The organism is Gardnerella sp. CCPDSM (assembly GCF_056754715.1).
Genome location: NZ_JBQEQO010000005.1, coordinates 100196 through 118261 on the forward strand (window position 1 = coordinate 100196; position 18066 = coordinate 118261).

11 protein-coding genes and 1 riboswitch are annotated in these 18066 nt (G+C 41.6%); of the genes, 5 read left to right on the plus strand and 6 right to left on the minus strand.

Features of this window, described 5'->3' with window-relative positions:
• Positions 1-33 precede the first annotated feature (33 nt).
• The gene (gene uvrC / locus ACTJLE_RS04350; RefSeq protein ID WP_481267578.1) at positions 34-2391 is read right to left on the minus strand and encodes an excinuclease ABC subunit UvrC; all 2358 of its coding nucleotides are present in this window, start codon (positions 2389-2391) and stop codon (positions 34-36) included.
• 96 nt (positions 2392-2487) lie between these two features.
• On the minus strand, positions 2488-5442 hold the full coding sequence (gene uvrA / locus ACTJLE_RS04355) for an excinuclease ABC subunit UvrA (protein WP_481267579.1): 2955 nt from the start codon (positions 5440-5442) through the stop codon (positions 2488-2490).
• 233 nt (positions 5443-5675) lie between these two features.
• Between uvrA and ACTJLE_RS04360 the strand changes: the two genes are divergently transcribed.
• On the plus strand, positions 5676-7277 hold the full coding sequence (locus ACTJLE_RS04360) for an ABC-F family ATP-binding cassette domain-containing protein (protein WP_481267580.1): 1602 nt from the start codon (positions 5676-5678) through the stop codon (positions 7275-7277).
• 103 nt (positions 7278-7380) lie between these two features.
• Positions 7381-9591 carry a beta-carotene 15,15'-monooxygenase gene (locus ACTJLE_RS04365; RefSeq protein WP_481267581.1) on the plus strand — a complete coding sequence of 737 codons (2211 nt, stop codon included), beginning with the start codon at positions 7381-7383 and terminating at the stop codon, positions 9589-9591.
• A 64-nt stretch (positions 9592-9655) separates the two neighbouring features.
• On the opposite strand, the gene ACTJLE_RS04370 is transcribed toward ACTJLE_RS04365, so the two are convergent.
• From ACTJLE_RS04370 to ACTJLE_RS04380, 3 genes are all read right to left on the minus strand, one after another.
• Entirely contained in the window at positions 9656-10840 is a 1185-nt protein-coding gene (locus tag ACTJLE_RS04370) for a pyridoxal phosphate-dependent aminotransferase (protein WP_481267582.1), read from the minus strand.
• A 96-nt stretch (positions 10841-10936) separates the two neighbouring features.
• Positions 10937-11713 carry a polyphosphate--glucose phosphotransferase gene (ppgK, locus tag ACTJLE_RS04375; protein WP_119487174.1) on the minus strand — a complete coding sequence of 259 codons (777 nt, stop codon included), beginning with the start codon at positions 11711-11713 and terminating at the stop codon, positions 10937-10939.
• Between the two features lie 129 nt (positions 11714-11842).
• Positions 11843-12886, minus strand: coding sequence for a glycosyltransferase (locus ACTJLE_RS04380; protein ID WP_481267583.1), 1044 nt, complete (start codon positions 12884-12886; stop codon positions 11843-11845).
• A 71-nt stretch (positions 12887-12957) separates the two neighbouring features.
• A riboswitch (FMN riboswitch) is annotated at positions 12958-13103 on the plus strand.
• A gap of 6 nt (positions 13104-13109) precedes the next feature.
• Here ACTJLE_RS04380 and ACTJLE_RS04385 point away from each other — a divergent pair.
• The 3 genes from ACTJLE_RS04385 to ACTJLE_RS04395 all read left to right on the plus strand — a co-directional run bounded on the left by ACTJLE_RS04385 (position 13110) and on the right by ACTJLE_RS04395 (position 16543).
• Positions 13110-13679, plus strand: coding sequence for an ECF transporter S component (locus ACTJLE_RS04385; protein WP_481267584.1), 570 nt, complete (start codon positions 13110-13112; stop codon positions 13677-13679).
• Positions 13680-13700: 21 nt separating this feature from the next.
• Positions 13701-16091, plus strand: coding sequence for an energy-coupling factor transporter ATPase (locus ACTJLE_RS04390; protein WP_481267585.1), 2391 nt, complete (start codon positions 13701-13703; stop codon positions 16089-16091).
• Between the two features lie 146 nt (positions 16092-16237).
• Positions 16238-16543, plus strand: a complete 306-nt coding sequence (locus tag ACTJLE_RS04395) for a YhbY family RNA-binding protein (protein ID WP_415700014.1) — start codon at positions 16238-16240, stop codon at positions 16541-16543.
• A 75-nt stretch (positions 16544-16618) separates the two neighbouring features.
• Here ACTJLE_RS04395 and ACTJLE_RS04400 read toward each other — a convergent pair whose 3' ends face one another.
• The gene (locus ACTJLE_RS04400) at positions 16619-17992 is read right to left on the minus strand and encodes a replication-associated recombination protein A (protein ID WP_481267586.1); all 1374 of its coding nucleotides are present in this window, start codon (positions 17990-17992) and stop codon (positions 16619-16621) included.
• Positions 17993-18066 lie beyond the last annotated feature (74 nt).

Here is an 18066-nt window from a genome sequence, read left to right on the forward strand (position 1 = left end):
CGAGATGCATAGAGGAGTTTTTGTTATTATTTTTTAGATTTCTGCGTCTGCTACGTTTGCCACGTTCGCTGCGTTTGCCGCGTTCGCTGCGTTTGCCGCGTTTGCCGCGTTTGCTTCAGCTTTTGCCATTTGAATATGCAAAGCTTCATAAATAGTTTTCGCACGACTCTCCCCAACTCCAGGAACTTTTTGCAAATCTTCTAACGAAGCTTTTTTTAATTCTTTTAACGAGCCAAAAGCAGAAAGTAAGCGTTTACGATAAACTGTTCCAACCCCAGGAATGTCATCAAAAGCTGAATGCAACGCACCTTTTCTGCGACTTTGACGATGATACGAAATAGCAAAACGGTGGGATTCATCTCTAGCTCTTTGTAACAAATACAGGCCTTCAGAGCTTCTCTTCAAAATAATCGGATAATCGTCATCCGGAAGCCACACTTCTTCAAGTTTTTTAGCTAAACCGCATACTGTAATATCTTCGCCGCACGCATCTCTAATAGCTCGTCTTGCAGCTTTTGCTTGCTCACGTCCTCCATCGACAATAACCAACTGTGGTTTATAAGCAAAACGTTGCCTAGTTGCAGAATCAGAAGCAAAAACAATATCAGAAGAAGAAGCAGAATCAGAAGCAGAGGCAGAAGCAGAATCCTCGTGCTTAAACCTTCTAAATATGGTTTCGTATACTGCGCTTAAATCATCAAGCTTCCCATCACCATTTTCGCCGCGAATTTTAAAATGACGATACTCACTAGGGCGAGCAATACCATCCTCAAATACAACCATTGAAGCAACTTGATAACTTCCGTCTACGGTATTTGAAATATCGTAACATTCTATGCGCAAAGGAGCTTCTTTCATAAAAAGAGCTTTAGAAATTTCATTCATAGCTTCAGTGCGCATTTCTATGCTGTTAATACGACTTGATTTCATTCGAGTCAACGCTTGGCTAGCATTATCGTTTGCTCGTTGCATAAGAGCACGTTTTTCACCACGCTCAGCAACTCGAATACTAACTTTAGAGCCGCGCATATTACTCAACCACAATTCAAGCTCTTCAAGCCTACTTTTAGGAATATCAATTGGAACAATAATTTCGCGCGGAACTGGCGAAATAGGTGCAAGCAAGTCTTCTCTACCTGTAGTTTCTTGCCTCTCACGGCGAGCACGAGTAGCTTGCGCTCGCAAAATAGAATCAGTTGCTGTAGCCTGCTGCGTGCTGCCAACAGCATCACGAGTTTGCTTAATATTTATAGAATCCTGTTGATTTTGTAAAGCATCCTGCTCGTATTGCGCATACACGTGAGTTAATAAATCAGCCAATAATTCGCCGTCAAAAATTTGATCATTGCGCTCAACTGACCAATTTCTCTCTCCACGAATCATTCCAGCACGCACAAAAAATACGTGAATCGAAGCTTCTAGCTCATCTGAGCACAATCCGAAAACATCAGCTTCTACATCTTCATCAAACATCACAGCATTCTGCTGCAAAACAGTATTAAGAACTGAAATCTCATCGCGCAATTTAGCAGCACGCTCAAATTCTAAATCTTCACTCGCCTGCTTCATTTCACGAGTAATTTGCGCAACATACGATGCTCCAACACTGCCTGTAAGAATACCAACAACACGTTCAACTAGCTCACGATGATCCTTTGGTTTAATTTTGCCGACGCATGGAGCTGAACATTTGCCGATTGAAGCAAGCAAGCATGGTCTACCGGTTCTGTGCGCTTTATTAAAAACAGCTGCCGAACAAGTTCGCACAGGAAAAGTTTTAAGTAGAGAATCTAAACTGTGTCTCAAAGGCCACACTTTTGCGTACGGTCCAAAATACCTTGTGTTTCTGGAACCACGATTTCTAGTAATCCACACTCTAGGAAAAGTTTCACCAGCTGTAACTGCAACGTAAGGGTATGTTTTATCATCTCGAAAAACAACGTTAAAACGCGGGTCGAATGCTTTAATCCAAGTGTATTCAAGAGTTAAAGCTTCAAATTCTGTTGCAACAACAGTCCATTCCAAGCTTCGAGCAGTAAGAACCATGGATTGAGTTCGAGGATGCAACTGGTATAGAGGTTGGAAATAGTTTGCTAAACGGTTGCGTAAATTTTTTGCTTTTCCAACATAAATTACGCGACCTTCTGCGTCACGCCACTTATACACTCCAGGCTGTGCAGGAATATCTTTCGAAGCTGGGCGGAATAAGTCACGAGTATCCCCTAATAATGGCGCTCCTAAAGCATTAACACCATTTTTGTTTTGTTCTTCTTCATTAAGCTGATTTACTATAGCAGATTTAGTTTTATGCCAGTTTTCGTTGTTTTGAATTTGATTTTCTTCTTGCAAATCCGACGATTTTTGCAAATATTTAGTATTATTACTTTCCATTTTCACCTCCTTTCAAGCAATAAATATAAACAATTTTTCGTAAGTTTTACGACAATATGAGACTTTGATTTTTTACGCACCCGTTTAAACGTTCATTTAAACATTTAACATTGTTTTTAAGAATTTTCCAGTCCAGCTTTTATTGCAACGCGCAACGCTTTCTGGGCTTCCTTCTGCAACTACAGTTCCGCCTTTATCTCCACCTTCTGGACCTAAATCGATAATCCAATCTGCAGACTTTACAACGTCAAGATTGTGCTCAATAACAATAACGCTATTGCCTTTATCTACTAGAGATTGCAACACAGTTAATAGTTTTCTCACGTCTTCAAAATGAAGTCCAGTAGTCGGCTCGTCAAGAATATAAACTGTTTTTCCAGTTGACCTGCGTTGCAATTCAGTTGCCAGTTTTACACGTTGAGATTCGCCGCCAGAAAGCGTTGTTGCGCTTTGACCTAAACGAATATAGCCTAATCCAACTTTTACTAAAGTATCCAAGTAGCGTGAAATTGAAGGATACGCTTTGAAGAATTCTGCAGCTTCAGAAATTGGCATATTAAGAACATCAGAAACAGACTTCCCGTTATACGTAACTTCCAAAGTTTCCCTGTTGTATCTCTTCGCGTGGCAAACTTCACATTCTACGTACACATCCGGCAAGAAGTTCATTTCAATTTTCAACGTGCCGTCTCCGTGGCATGCTTCACAGCGGCCACCTTTTACGTTGAAGGAGAATCTTCCAGGACCATATCCTCGAACTTTTGCTTCCGGAGTTTGAGCGAAAAGAGTGCGAATTTTATCCCACACGCCTGTGTATGTTGCAGGATTAGAGCGCGGAGTTCGACCAATAGGATTTTGGTCAACATGAACTACTTTGTCGCAATATTCTAATCCTTCCACACGCGTATGCTTTCCTGGCACAATGCGAGCGCCGTTTAGTTTGTCTGCAAGAACCGGGTAGAGGATTGAGTTTATTAGTGTTGATTTGCCAGATCCCGATACTCCAGTTATGCATGTAAATACTCCAAGCGGTATGCTTACGTCAATGTTTTTAAGATTGTGTTCGCGAGCGCCAAGAATATTTAGCATACGGTTTTCGTCTACAAGTCTGCGTTTTTTTGGTATTTCAATTAATCGCCTGTGAGCAATATAGTCTCCGGTGATTGAGCGTTTTGCTTTTGTGATTTGTGCAGATGGTCCAGAATATACTACCTCTCCACCGTTTTCGCCTGCTTCAGGTCCTATGTCTACAAGCCAGTCTGCTTGTCGAATAGTATCTTCATCATGTTCTACAACAATAAGCGTGTTGCCGAGGTTTCTTAAGTGGTGCAGTGTGGCAATAAGTCTCTCATTGTCTCTCTGGTGAAGTCCAATGGATGGTTCGTCTAGCACGTACATAACGCCGACTAATCCTGATCCTATTTGTGTTGCGAGTCTAATGCGTTGTGCTTCGCCTCCAGATAATGTTTTTGCAGCTCTCGAAAGAGTAAGATAGCTTAGTCCTACGTCGTTTAAGAAGCCAAGGCGTGCTCGTATTTCTTTTAATACTTCTCCTGCAATAAGCGCTTTGGAGCCTTCTAGTTTTAGCGCGTTTACCCATTCTAGGCTGCGCTCAACTGGCATGTCGCATACTTCAGCAATTGATGTGTTTGCTACTGTAACTGCTAGTACTTCTGGGCGTAAGCGTTTACCTTTGCAGCTTTGGCATGGAACTTCGCGCATGTACGATTCGTAGTATTGTCGCATTTGTTCGGAGTCTGTTTCGTCGTGTTTGCGCATAAGCGTTCGTACGACTCCTTCGAATCCTGTTGAGTATTCGCGCTGCCTACCCCACCTGTTTGTGTATGAAACTTGTACGGTAAAATCGTGTCCGTACATGATGTCTTGTTGTATGTTTTCAGGCAGGTCTTTCCACGGTGTGCTCATGCTAAAGCCTAAGTCTTCTGCAAGGCCGGATAGTAGGTGCTGGTAGTACATTCCTGCAGACTTATTCATTGCCCAAGGTTCGATTGCTCCTTGCGCAAGAGATTTGCTTGGGTCTGGTATTACGAGCTCAGGATCGATTTCAAGATTGTACCCAATTCCGGAACATTCTGGGCATGCTCCGTATGGTGCGTTGAATGAGAATGTGCGAGGCTCTATTTCGTCAAGTTCTAGTTGATGATTATTTGGGCATGCTCGATGCTCTGAGAATAGTTGTCGTCTTTTTGGCGAGTTTTCATCTTCGTCAACAAAATCCGCAACCATAACACCTTTAGAAAGTTTTAGTGCTGTTTCAATTGAATCGGTTAGTCGAACGCGAATACCGTCTTTTATAACTAGACGGTCAATTACTACTTCAATAGTGTGCTTTTTTTGTTTAGCAAGAGTAATATCTTCGGAAAGCTCTAACATTTTGCCGTCAATAATTGCTCGAGCATACCCGTCTGCGCGCAACAATTCTAGCGTATCTTTAAACTCTCCCTTGCGTCCTCGAACAACAGGAGCCAAAATTTGCAATCTTGTGCGCTCCGGCATGGAAAGCAAAGTATCAGTCATTTGTTGAGGAGTTTGCGCGCTTACCAACTCACCACACTCTGGGCAGTGAGGAACTCCAACTCTAGCAAATAACAATCTTAAATAATCGTATATTTCTGTGATTGTGCCAACAGTAGAACGAGGGTTACGATTGGTAGTTTTTTGGTCAATCGAAACAGCTGGGCTTAAACCTTCAATAAAATCAACATCCGGCTTATCCATTCTGCCTAAAAATTGGCGAGCGTAAGCACTAAGCGACTCAACATACCTGCGTTGGCCTTCTGCAAAAAGTGTGTCGAAAGCTAAAGAAGATTTTCCGGACCCAGAAAGCCCAGTAAACACAACCATGCGATTTCTAGGAATAGATAAACTAACATTTTTAAGATTGTGTTCACGCGCTCCCTGAATAGTTATTTTCCATTCCGAAGGAACTTTTGATAAATCGGATATAATCGTCCCATTATTTTCACTAATCGGCGCATTATTAAGCAAGTTTTCTAAAGCATCCGACTGTTTATTCCCCTGCTGAACCATTGGACCTCCAAAAGCATCAATAATAGAACGAAGAAACGCAAATTCCCCTTAAATGCGTAATCTTATACCAATAAAGTATAGAACAAGTGTTCGAAAAAGTAAAGTGAATTTTTCCCAAAATGGTTACTAAAAATATTCGTTAACACTACAGAGTATAATAGTTGGTTTGGCTAATACTTACTTAGTACACATAAAATATAAGCCTACTTTTTTCGGGGAACGGATTACAAATTATGCCTATTGACGCACAAGCATTAACCATTCAAATTGGTGCGCGAACGCTGTTAAATCCTACCGATTTTCACGTTACTAAAGGTGACAAAATTGGTTTAGTTGGCAGAAACGGCGCAGGCAAAACAACACTTACTCGAGTTATTACTGGAGATATGCTTCCAGCAGGAGGATCCGTTAGAGTAAGCGGCGGCTTGGGTTATTTGCCGCAGGATACTCACGCAGCAGACCCAGAACAAAGCGTTATCGATCGCATTATGAGCGCTCGCGATATTTCTTCTATTGTCTCTAGGATTCGCAAGGCCGAAAAGGAAATGACAGACCCTGATCCGGACGTGATGACTAAAGCAATGAACCGCTACGACAAAGCTATGCAAGATTTTGAAAAAGCGGGCGGCTACTCTGTGCAATCTGAAGCAATCTCAATGGCAGCAAGCCTAGGGTTACCTCAAGAAGTAATGCAACAAACTCTCGGCACTCTTTCCGGCGGCCAGCGCAGGCGCATTGAACTCGCAAGAATTCTGTTTTCTGACGCAGACACTCTTATTCTTGACGAGCCTACTAACCATTTGGACGCCGACTCGATTATTTGGTTGCGCAATTATTTGAAACGCTTTGAAGGCGGATTCCTTGTTATTTCCCACTCAACGGAACTGCTTGACGAAGTAGTTAATAAAGTTTGGCATTTGGACGCTCAACTTGCTCAAATAGACATGTATTCAATGGGTTGGAAAGCATACTTGCATCAGCGAGTAGTGGACGAAGAACGCCGCCGCCGCGAGCGCGAAGTTGCCGAAAAGAAAGCAGAACGCCTTATGAAGCAAGGCATTCGCTTGCACGCAAAAGCCACAAAAGCAGTAGCAGCTCAAAACATGATGCGAAGAGCCGAACGTTTGCTTAGCGAAACAAGCGAAGCTCAAAAACAGGAAAAAGTTGCAGACATTCGCTTCCCAGAGCCAGCACCATGCGGCCGCACGCCAATTATGGCAAAAGATATTTCTAAAGCGTACGGTTCTAATATTGTTTTTGCTGGAATCAATCTCGCAATAGACAAAGGTTCTAGGGTCGTTATTTTGGGATACAACGGCGCCGGAAAAACCACAACTTTGCGCATTCTAGCAGGAGAAGAAACAGCAGATACTGGCGAAGTCGAATACGGTCACGGATGCAAAATCGGCTATTTTGCTCAGGAACACGACACTTTGGACTTAGACGCTACAGTTCTTGAAAATCTTCAACACGTTGCGCCAAATTTGGACGACACTCAAGCTCGATCAATGCTCGGCAGCTTCCTGTTTTCAGGCGACGACGCAATGAAACCTGCCAAAGTGCTTTCAGGCGGCGAAAAAACGCGTCTTGCGCTCGCAACACTTGTTACGTCTCAAGCTAACGTGCTTCTTCTCGACGAACCTACTAACAACTTGGATCCTGCGTCTCGTGACGAGATTTTAAAAGCTATAGCCAAGTATGAGGGTGCGATTGTGCTTGTTACGCACGATGAGGGTGCTGTTGAAGCTTTGCAACCTGAGCGCGTTCTTCTTATGCCTGATGGTGATGAAGATTTGTGGAATGACGAGTATCTTGATTTGGTTGCTGAAGAATAAGCTAACTAAATGAACAAGATAGATGAACAAGCTGAAAGAATAAGCTAAGTTACATTTGATTGAAACTTTGCAATAGAATGGTTATGTGGTGACCGCAACGAGTATGTCTAAAGATTTGTCGCAATTATGTGACGATACCAATCGCAGTAGTGACACTAAAGGTAGTCGCATGCGTCGCGTATTAAATTTTTTGCGTATTCCTATTATCATTTTGATTGCTATTACGCTATTTGAATTCTCGATTGGAAATCTTCCTTTTTGGAATAGTGTTACCGGCAGCACCGATAGCGAATCTGTTCATAACACTCTTGGAAGCGGTGTTAAAAGACTAAAATCGGGCGGTCTTCTTATAACAGACCCTTCCGAAGCATACTTGGAAGTAAATTCAGACGGCACATCTCCTTATATTCGCTTGCAACCGGCAAATATTAAAAAGCAGAAAGCAAATGCGAATAATAAAATTACTTACGACGTTCGAGTCCTAGTTGAAGCAAACCAGTATATGAGCGAGCCTCAAAGCACAAATCCTCGCGCATTATATGCTTCTTTACTAAAACTTCCGAATGAAGCAATCGGCCAACCTTGCGTTGTGCGCGTGTGGCTGCAACATCCTTTAGGAACTGTACTTGATGTTGAAGATGCTAGAGCGAATGTTAGAGCGCCTTTTAGCTGGTCTTGGGGACGAGTAGGGATTCTAGTTGTTTTTGCAATGCTTATAGCTTTATGGAATCCATGGTCTAAGCTTTGGCGCATTAAATTAGACACTAGTTGCTTACGCCAGCGCTTGTATCTTGCGTTATCGTGGCTGCCGTTTATTGCTATTGGAGTAGCAACAATTATTTGGAATTTGCGTAACGCTACGCCAATGCATTTTGACACCGCAGGAAATTACACTTACGATTTCGACCAGTACGCTCACACAGCTGACGCTCTTCTAAAAGGTCAAGTGCATCTTAATCTTCCAGTTCCTCACGAATTAACTCAATTGCAAAATCCTTATGATCCTATGGCTAGGAATAATCTTCTTAACCGTTACGTGCACAACATGTACTGGGATTACGCATATTACAAGGGTCACTGGTATTCGTATTTTGGTGTGCTTCCTGCAGTATTACTGTTCTTACCTTACCGCGTTATTACTAGCATTTGGATTCCTGGAGGCGCAATGCTTCCAACTACTGTTGCAACTCTTGTGTTTCTGATTGCTTTTCTTATTTCAGGATCTTTACTTGTTATTCGAATTATTGAGAATACTAAAAAAAGCGTTTCGTTAGGAACAGTATCAATTGCTTTAGCACTGTTCTTTATTAGCGCAAATACTGTTTATTTGTGGTTTAGAACATCATTCTATTCTGTTCCAATGGCAGCTTCGCTTTTCTTCACATCAATTGGCGTATGGTTCTACCTTGGAGCCTTAAAAGCGCATCCTTTAAGAAATATTATTCTCGGCTCTTTCTTTATTACGTTGAACTTAGGCTGCCGACCTACGTTTGTTATAGCTGTTCTTTTTGCAATACCTGTTATTTGTTTTAATACTGGTCTTAATACTTTAATTAATATTAAAAATCTTATTAATAATTGGAATAACAAAAATTATTGGAGTAAGCCTTTGCGCTACGTTGCGTCTTGGATACTTCCTTGCATAATTACTGCTATTCCGTTTGGAATATATAATTTCCTTCGTTTTGGCTCAATTTTGAACTTTGGTAACAAATACCAAATCACTATTACTGATATGACGACTATGCGTTTGCCATTGCAAAATATTTTGCCGTCTATTTTTAGCTATATTGCGTTGCCTTTGCGTTTTATTCCAACTTTCCCTTGGATTGGCATTCAGCCAGTATCTTTTGACAGATGGCAGTACGCTGAGCCTATGATTGGCGGAATGTTTGTGCTTTCCCCTCTTGCTTTACTAGGCGTAATATTCGCTTTTATTATGCGAAAACGTTGCCATTTAAGCATTGCTTGGCACACTTGCCTAACAGCATTAACAATAGGAAGTGTGCTTGTTGTTTTCGATAGTTTGGAAGCTGGAATCGGATGGCGTTATATTGCTGATTTTGCTTGGGCTTTTGCAATTGTTGCGGTTGTTGGAATTACGCTTCTTCTTGAAAATACTACAGTTCAAAAAGAAGATTCTTTGCGCAAAAAAACTTTTGTTTACTTACTTCGCACAGTAATTTTAGTTTTATTGCTGATTTCTATTATTATTGCAGCATTAAGCTGGTTCGTTACAGGTCGTGAAGATAGCACTCTTCGATTTAATCCAGACTTGTGGTATACGGTTCGATTCTGGCTTACGCTAATGTAAAACAAAATTGCGTATGACTAATTGCTGGCAATTGTTACGAAAGCTATTGTTACGCAAGCTATTGTTACGCAAGTAAAGAATCTACAGTACGCAATAATTTTTCTACACCATCAACAAACTGATTAGGTTCAGGAAGTAAGGAAAGCGCAAGATACCCGTTTGCAGGCATGTCAAAATAGTATCCAGGCTGTGAAACTAATCTGTAATCTTCTATAAGTTTTAATGCTAAAACGTCATCGTCAATACAAGACGGCACGCGCAATAAAATATTCCAACCGCCTTCAGCGCGCAAAGCAGTGACGCAACAATTAGGCCAAGACGCTAAAATCTCACGAAGAGTTTTAAGATTTTCGCTAACCCTGTTACGCACCTTTTGAGTTTGCGAAGAAGCGTATTCTAACAGCTCAGGTATGCGTTCAGAAACAGTTGTTCCAATAGGCAAAAAGTCGTCTGCAATAACGTCAAGCCTTTTTTGAGCTTCGTAAACGTCATCCTTAGGGCCTGAAACTTCAATCCAACCAACTTTTGCGTGAGGAGCTGCAAGCATTTTAGAAAAACCGTCCAACGCAAAAACAAGCGTAGAGGATTCACCAGCAAGCCTGGCGTTTGTTTCAAAAGGTTCAAGATAATAGTCGTAGAACACTTCGTCAGCAATAATCGCAACGTCATTATCATGGCATAATTGCAATAATTCTTTACGCTCTTCACTCTTTACATAAGAGCCAGTAGGATTATTCGGGTTAATAAGCACAAGCGCTTTAATGCGCAAAGACTTATTTTCAATTAACTCTTTTACGCGAGGCAAATCAATAGTCCAAGAACCGTCATAGTGCAAAGGATACGGTATTGCGTTCACGCACTGCAATCGCGCAATCGACTCAATAAGCGGGTATCCAGGAGTTGGCCCAATAACAGCATCTCCTGCATCACAAAGAAGCATCATAAGCCACGCGTAAGCTTGAGATGTTGAAGAAAGTACGTAAAGCTGATCCGGATTAAGAGTTGATGGAACAGAAGTATTAGTGCGATTATCGCGCTTGTTAATAAAGTCTGCTAACAGTTTTCGAGATTCAATAGGTCCTCTAGGATTTGCAGCATAACGTTCAGATAAACATTTAGGTGCAAGAGAGTGAACAGTAGGATTAGAATCGTTTAATTTAGTAAGCTTTATGCCTTGAGCAACAGCTTTTCGCTGCGCTACAATAATAGGATTTGGCTCGCTTACGTCTACTCTTGAAGAAAATCGCACGTCACTACACTAACACTTGGCATAAAAAAGCTGGGCAACAGATTAAATCTGCGCCCAGCTTAAAACAACAACAAATAAATAGTATTTTATTAATATTTAGTCCTGTTGATTTTGCTTTTGCATTGCGTAATAAGCTGCACCAATAATTCCAGCCTCATTATGCAAAGTTGCAACAACAATAGGAGTCTTAATATCAATATGTGGAAGGAATTTTTCGCTTACGCGGCTAACTCCACCACCAACAACAAACAAATCAGGGTTGAAGTACTTTTCCATCAAACCATAGTACTTAGTTAAGCGCTTAGCCCACTTCTTGTAGCCCATATCAAGCTTTTCACGTACGGAAGAAGCAGCATACTTTTCAGCATCTCCCTTACCTTTTTCGAGCTGAATATGACCAAGCTCAGTGTTTGGAATAAGTACGCCATTGTAAATCAAAGCAGTACCAATACCAGTTCCAAGCGTAGTTGCAATAACTAAGCCTTCTTTGTCTTTAGCGGCACCGAATTTCTGCTCAGCTAAACCTGCAGCGTCAGCATCGTTAACAACCGTTACAGGACGACCACAAGCTTCACTGAAAACTTCAGTAACATCCACACCAATCCAAGACTGGTCAAGATTTGCCATAAAATCAAGCTTCTTGCCTGGCTTAATTGGAGCCGGGAACGCAATTCCAACAGGAACATCTGCAGGAACTTCAAAATGCTCAAGCTGTTGACGAACAATATCCGCAACCGCTTGAGGCGTAGAAACTGCAGGAGTGAGAATCTTATAACGAGGTTCTGCAAACTCGCCCTTTTCCAAATTTACTGGAGCAGCCTTAATTCCAGAACCACCAATATCGACGCCAAATGCTTGTGCAGTGTCAATCATCTCACTAACACTCCCCTCTGAATGTGTGCTGATAACAGGATATTCAAAAGTATTCTATCGTAAATCTAGCGCGACACGCTTGCTGATTACTAACTTCTACTTTATTTCTGCTCAGCTTCTGCTTAACTTCTACTTCAAAGGTGGCATAGGTTCCCACATGCTATCATGCAAAATTTTTCTAGAATCAAGCCAGCCAGTAAATAATTTACCAATTCCAGAAAGAATATGCTCGCGATCAACAGCAAGAAGGCGAATAAGCTCTTTAGCAGCAGTTAAAGCAGTTCCAAGCGCAAACATAAACGGTCGAAAATCACCATGAACCATAAAGTAGCGAGCCATAAACCCACGATTTAGCATAATATGGTAACGGTTCATATCTGAAGTTGAGTTCAGCTGACGAACTCCTGCAATATCCCAGTTTGGAATATCGCGAGTTCGACGAAGAATAATATCTGGAATAACAATAGGATTCGTCACTTTACTTGCAAGATACCCGTAAGTAGTATCATCCCAGTAAATAAAGTATCGCGAATCCGGGAAACCAATTTTTTCAACAATATCTCGACGAATCAAACCACCTTCGAAGCACATCGTATTCATCACACGATATCCCGCTTTTCCAAAAGCTGCAGGAGCAATAGGATTTGGAATGCCAAGAGGAACCAAAAAATCATACTGCCAGTAGAATTTACCGCCGTCATAATCTAAGCGGCTTCCTTGAATAACAGCGTGGCTCTTGGTCCAAGGATAAAGACGCTCAATAGACTCAGGAACCGTCTCAACATCATCATCCATAACCCAGAACCATTTAGCTCCAAGCTCATAAGCTTTCTTTACTCCGGCACTAAAACCGCCAGCACCACCAAGATTTTCATCTTGAGGAGCGTAAACAACGTGCAACTCATTTCCTTCATCGTCTTTTTCTGCTTTGCCCCAACGATTAGTTAAATCAGATTCAAGACGCGAAACCATTTCACGAGTCTTATCGCTGCACTCATTGTCAACAACAACAATTCGCCAAGGGCATTCGTTCAAACATTCAAAAGAATGGAACAAATTATCCAAAAGTTCCTGACGCTTATAAGTGACTACAACAATAGCAAGCTTATCAATACTTTTATTTACGCTATTAGCTTTGCCATTAACAATTTTATTCGTTCCCATATTGCTCATACTTGTATTCTTGCACTTACCCTCGCCACACTATTTTCTAAACAATGTTCCTAGCATGAGATACAAAAGAATAGTAGTTTCAGGGAAGGTGAAAATCCTTACTGGCGGTAACAAAAAACGTATTTTACGCGTTTTTTGAAGCCCGCGAGCAGCTTAGGCTGCTGATTCGGTTAAATTCCGAAGCCAACGGTTACAGTCCGGATGGAAGAAACGGAGACCCGTCATGGGCATTTCTAATACGAATAGTCATAAAATCAACTCTTCAAACGCGCGCTGGTCAAGCGAAAAAATAGCAAAATATGCGCTATTTGTAGCACTTTCAATGGCCGTAAGTTTTATAGAATTCCCACTTATTCCAGACTTTTCATTCCTAAAATACGATCCTTCAGGAATCGTGTGCCTAGTTGCAGGATTCGCATACGGGCCTGCAGCTGCAGCAATCGTAAGCATACTAGGATTCGCGCCGCACTTGTTTACAAACCCACTCGGCACAGTTATGGCAGTGCTAGTTTCTTTAGGAGCTAGCGTTACAGCAGCAATCGTATACAAAAAAATGCATACCAAAAAAGGCGCGATAATTAGCCTTATAGCTGGCTCAATTGTTGCGATTGCGCTCGCAATAGCAGGAAATCTTGTTATTACGCCGCTTTACGCTCACATGACTGTTTCGCAAGTTGCGGCTCTTATTATTCCGGCATTACTCCCGTTTAATATTGTTAAACTTGCGATTCACGTTGTAGTTACGATAATTGTTTACAAGCCAATTTCTAAACTACTTCACCAAAGCAAGTAAATCTTCTAAACGGCATAAATTATGCAAAATAAAAGCACAAGCAGTAGCAATCTCAAAGAAACAGTAACATGCACTGTTAGCGAAAATACGCCAGTAGAACTGCGCAATATTTGCTTTAGCTACGACGGTGGAAAAACTTGGACGCTTAATAATCTGAGTCTTACAATTTACTCTGGTGAGCGCGTGGCAATTGTTGGCACAAACGGATGCGGAAAATCCACTCTAGCGAAAATTATTGCAGGACTAGCCGCCCCAGATAGCGGTTACGTTAAGTTGTGCGGCGAAAAAGTTTTTGAGAATACTACTGCTTATGCTGATGCTTACAGAAACGCGCGAAAGTTTATTGGCGCTCTGTTTCAAAGCCCAGAAGATCAGATTGTGACCACTGTTACTGAAGATGATGTTGCTTTTGGGCTGGAAAATTTAAACGTCGAACAGCATAAAATGCGAAAACTTATAGATAATGCTTTAAAAGCTGTTCACATGGAAAAACATCGATTATCTGATCCTAGTCTTATGAGCGGCGGGCAAATGCAGCGAGTTGCTTTAGCAGGATCAATTGCAATGCAATCAAAGCTACTTGTGCTAGACGAACCAACTTCTATGCTGGATTCTAAAGCTTTAGAAGATGTTGATGAATTATTTGGAAATTTGCATAAAAACGGCACGAGTATTGTGCAAATTACGCACAGATTTGACGAATGCAAGCGTGCAGATCGAATACTTCTTTTAGAAGATGGTGTACTTCGCGAAATTAGTTTAGAAAAGCTGGAATCATATTTCGATAATTTTAAGCCGGATTTTTCTAAGGCAGATTTTTCGAAGCAGGATTTTTCGAAGGGAGATTTTTCAAAGCCGAATTTCTCAAAAAAAGCTAATAGCGAAGACGCAAATACAGCAATTTCAATATCGCACTTAACTGTTAGCTACGACGATAAATTGCCGGATGCAATTAGCGACTATTCGCTGGAAGTAAAAAAGGGCGAAATCGTTGCAATAATGGGAGAAAACGGATGCGGAAAATCCACTCTTGCTAAAGCTTTGTGCGGACTGTTGAAAGCAAAATCTGGATCAATAAGCGTAGAAAAAATACCTGTTAGCGCGAAATCTTCTAAAAAGAATCGTCAAAAACTTCGCGAAACTATTGGATACGTTATGCAACTTCCCGAGCAGCAGCTTTTTGCAGAAACTGTACGAGATGATGTTGCTTATGGTCCGAAAAATTTTGGGATAAGCGCAGACGCACTTAAAGAGCGCGTAGACGAAACGTTAAAAATGCTCAATATTGAAGATTTGGCTGAAAAATCGCCTTTTTTGCTTTCTGGAGGACAGCAGCGTCTTGTTGCAATAGCAGGCGTTCTTGCTTGTAAGCCGCGCGTTATTGTTCTTGATGAGCCAACAGCAGGATTGGATTTTGAAGCATCGTCGCGTATTCTAGAAATTCTTCGCAAGCTTAATAATCAAGGCGTAACAATAGTTATGATTACGCATAATCTTCAAGAAGCAAAATCTTTAGGAGCAAGATTAGTAACACTAAAAGCAAAGAATAATGAAAGTTTAGAAGATAAAAAGAAATCAGCGCAAGAAAAAAGTAAGCACGAAAAACTTGCGCAAGAAACGATTACGCAAGAAACGATTACGAAAGAAAAAGCAAGCTCGCTACTTGCATCTTTTGACCCTAGAATAACGCTTCTCTCCTGCTTTATGCTTATGCTAAGCGCTTTTAGCATTAATCACTACGCGCAGTTAGCTATTCTTGCTTTCGCAACATTTTCACTAATACTTGCCGCAAAAATACGATTTATAAAACTTGTATCTTCATTGCATATGCTTATCGCAGTATTCACTTTCTCCGGATTACTAAATATTCTTGCCGTTCGCACAGGCACAATACTTTGTAAACTTGGGCCAATTATTATAACGCAGGACGGCATTCATTGCGCAATACTATTTGCCACACGATTCTCGCTTGTAATTATTATTGGCGCAGTATTAGTTATAACAATAAGCCCCACAATGCTAACTGAAGCTTGCACATCTTTACTTTCACCGCTTAAAACTATTGGAATACCAACGCAGGAAATATCGCTTATTATGAGCCTAGCATTGCGATTTTTGCCAACTCTTTCCAACGAGGCAGTAGAAGTTGCGCACGCTCAAACTGCTAGAGGCGGAAGCATACGAGATGGCTCGATTAGCAAAAGAATTCGCGCAATGTCGTCGCTTATAATTCCTGCTTTTGCAGGCGTTATTCGGCACTCAGAAACTCTTTCTTTAGCGCTTGACACTCGCTGCTACACGCCGGGAGCAACAAGGTCTCACTTGCACACGATGAAAGTGCGCGCGAGAGATGTGCTGCTATTGGCGATTACGGTTTGTGTTATAAGCGCGATTATTGCGATTAATTTTTAATATTAAAGTACTTATTTTTTAATATGGAATAATTTTAATATGCAATAATTCGCAATATACTGTATAATCCGTTAAGCATTTATGTAATTCATGCAATACTTTTGTTTGATTGAACTTAATTAGACTTGCATTTGAAAGGACGCCTTATGGCATTGACGAAAAAGCAAACGAAGCAGCTTCGCGCGCTTGCTAATACGCTAAGCCCACTTTTGTACGTTGGCAAGAACGACATTACTGATGCGGCTGTGAAGCAGGCAGACGAAACCATGCAGTACCACGAGCTTATGAAGTGCGCTGTGCAAGATGGTTCCGGATTAAGCGCTAAGGAAGCAGCTGAAGCTCTTGCTCAAAAGCTTGGCGCCGAAGTTGTGCAAGTAATCGGCAATCGCTTTGTGCTGTTCCGCGTATCCCCACTCGACAACGTTGACCACATTATGCTTGTGCGAGAATAAAAGTAACTTAAAAAAAATAGTAATACTGTAATAAAAGGCTTCTTAGAATTGTAAGAAGCCTTTTAATTTTTTACTTTAATTATTGTCGTCAGATTTGTGAAGAATGGCGCGGATTTGAGATAAGCGCTGAGTGAGATCGTGCTCGTAGCCACGATTCGATGGATGATAGTATTCGCGACCAACAAGCTCGTCTGGCATATACTGTTGGGATGCTACAGCATCCGGGCAATCGTGCGCATACTGGTAGCCTTCGTGATTACCCCAGCTTTTCATTAAAGCAGTTGGAGCGTTTCGCAAATGAAGAGGCACTTGACCAATATTTCCAGCATCAACATCTTTGAGTGCTTGATTAATAGCATTGTAGCTCGCGTTAGACTTAGGAGCTGTTGCTACAGCAATCACAGCTTCGGAAAGAATAATACGCGCTTCCGGCATGCCAATTAAAGCAACCGCTTGAGCTGCAGCAACAGTTACTTGCAAAATTTGAGGAGCTGCCATACCAACTTCTTCGGCTGCAGCAATCATAATTCGCCTAGCAATAAAACGCGGGTCTTCCCCAGCTCTAAGCATTCTCGCTAGATAGTGCAAGGAAGCGTCAACGTCACTTCCACGCATCGATTTAATAAAAGCAGAAATCACATCGTAATGGTCGTCGCCATCTTTGTCGTAGCGAACAGTAGTAGCATCCATTACGTTAGACACAATATCTGCAGTAATAACAGGCTTCTTTTTGCCGTGCTGCAAAGCAGCATCTCCTGTTATTGCTCCTGCTGCAGCCTCTAAAATAGTAAGAGTTTTACGAGCGTCTCCACCGCTTAAGCGAATAATAGAATCTACTGCGTCGTCGTCAATTTTAAGCTGATTATTAAGACCATTTTCGCTTGCAATAGCGCGTTCTATAAGCGTATGTAAATCTTCTACGCTAAGCGACTCAAGTTTTACTACTACAGATCTGCTAAGAAGCGGCTTAATTATTGAAAAACTTGGGTTTTCGGTTGTAGCTCCAATAAAAGTTACGTCGCGATTTTCTACGCTTGGAAGTAAAGCATCCTGCTGAGATTTAGAAAAACGGTGAACTTCGTCAATAAAAAGTACTGTTTCTTGACCTTTGCTCACTAAACGTTCGTGCGCGCGATCAAGCACTGCGCGAACATCCTTAACGCCAGACGTTACAGCAGAAAGCTCTTCAAATACGCGGCCGGATTGGCGAGCAACAATATACGCAAGCGTAGTTTTTCCAACTCCCGGAGGACCAAAAAGCACAACAGAACTTGGAGCAGTAAGAGAGCCTTTCGATTGCGGATTTGCAAGCCTTCGCAAAGGCGAACCGTCTTTTAGAACATGAGATTGCCCAAGCACGTCGTCAATACTGCTCGGTCGCATGCGCACAGCTAACGGACGCGTTACATCGCTAGGTGCGTTACTTGCTGCAAATAAATCCTGCTCCATAAATACCAGCTTACAATACGTATAGAACAAACGTTCGATTATGATGTGAACTTACAACCAAAGCAAGTTTACAA

Bases quoted from the DNA above. Each gene is read 5' to 3' on its own strand.
- ACTJLE_RS04390 (WP_481267585.1), top strand. From the start codon at position 13,701: ATGCAAAATAAAAGCACAAGCAGTAGCAATCTCAAAGAAACAGTAACA.
- ACTJLE_RS04360 (WP_481267580.1), top strand. From the start codon at position 5,676: ATGCCTATTGACGCACAAGCATTAACCATTCAAATTGGTGCGCGAACG.
- ACTJLE_RS04395 (WP_415700014.1), top strand. From the start codon at position 16,238: ATGGCATTGACGAAAAAGCAAACGAAGCAGCTTCGCGCGCTTGCTAAT.
- ACTJLE_RS04400 (WP_481267586.1), bottom strand. From the start codon at position 17,992: ATGGAGCAGGATTTATTTGCAGCAAGTAACGCACCTAGCGATGTAACG.
- ACTJLE_RS04385 (WP_481267584.1), top strand. From the start codon at position 13,110: ATGGGCATTTCTAATACGAATAGTCATAAAATCAACTCTTCAAACGCG.
- ACTJLE_RS04380 (WP_481267583.1), bottom strand. From the start codon at position 12,886: ATGAGCAATATGGGAACGAATAAAATTGTTAATGGCAAAGCTAATAGC.
- uvrC (WP_481267578.1), bottom strand. From the start codon at position 2,391: ATGGAAAGTAATAATACTAAATATTTGCAAAAATCGTCGGATTTGCAA.
- ppgK (WP_119487174.1), bottom strand. From the start codon at position 11,713: ATGATTGACACTGCACAAGCATTTGGCGTCGATATTGGTGGTTCTGGA.
- uvrA (WP_481267579.1), bottom strand. From the start codon at position 5,442: ATGGTTCAGCAGGGGAATAAACAGTCGGATGCTTTAGAAAACTTGCTT.
- ACTJLE_RS04365 (WP_481267581.1), top strand. From the start codon at position 7,381: ATGTCTAAAGATTTGTCGCAATTATGTGACGATACCAATCGCAGTAGT.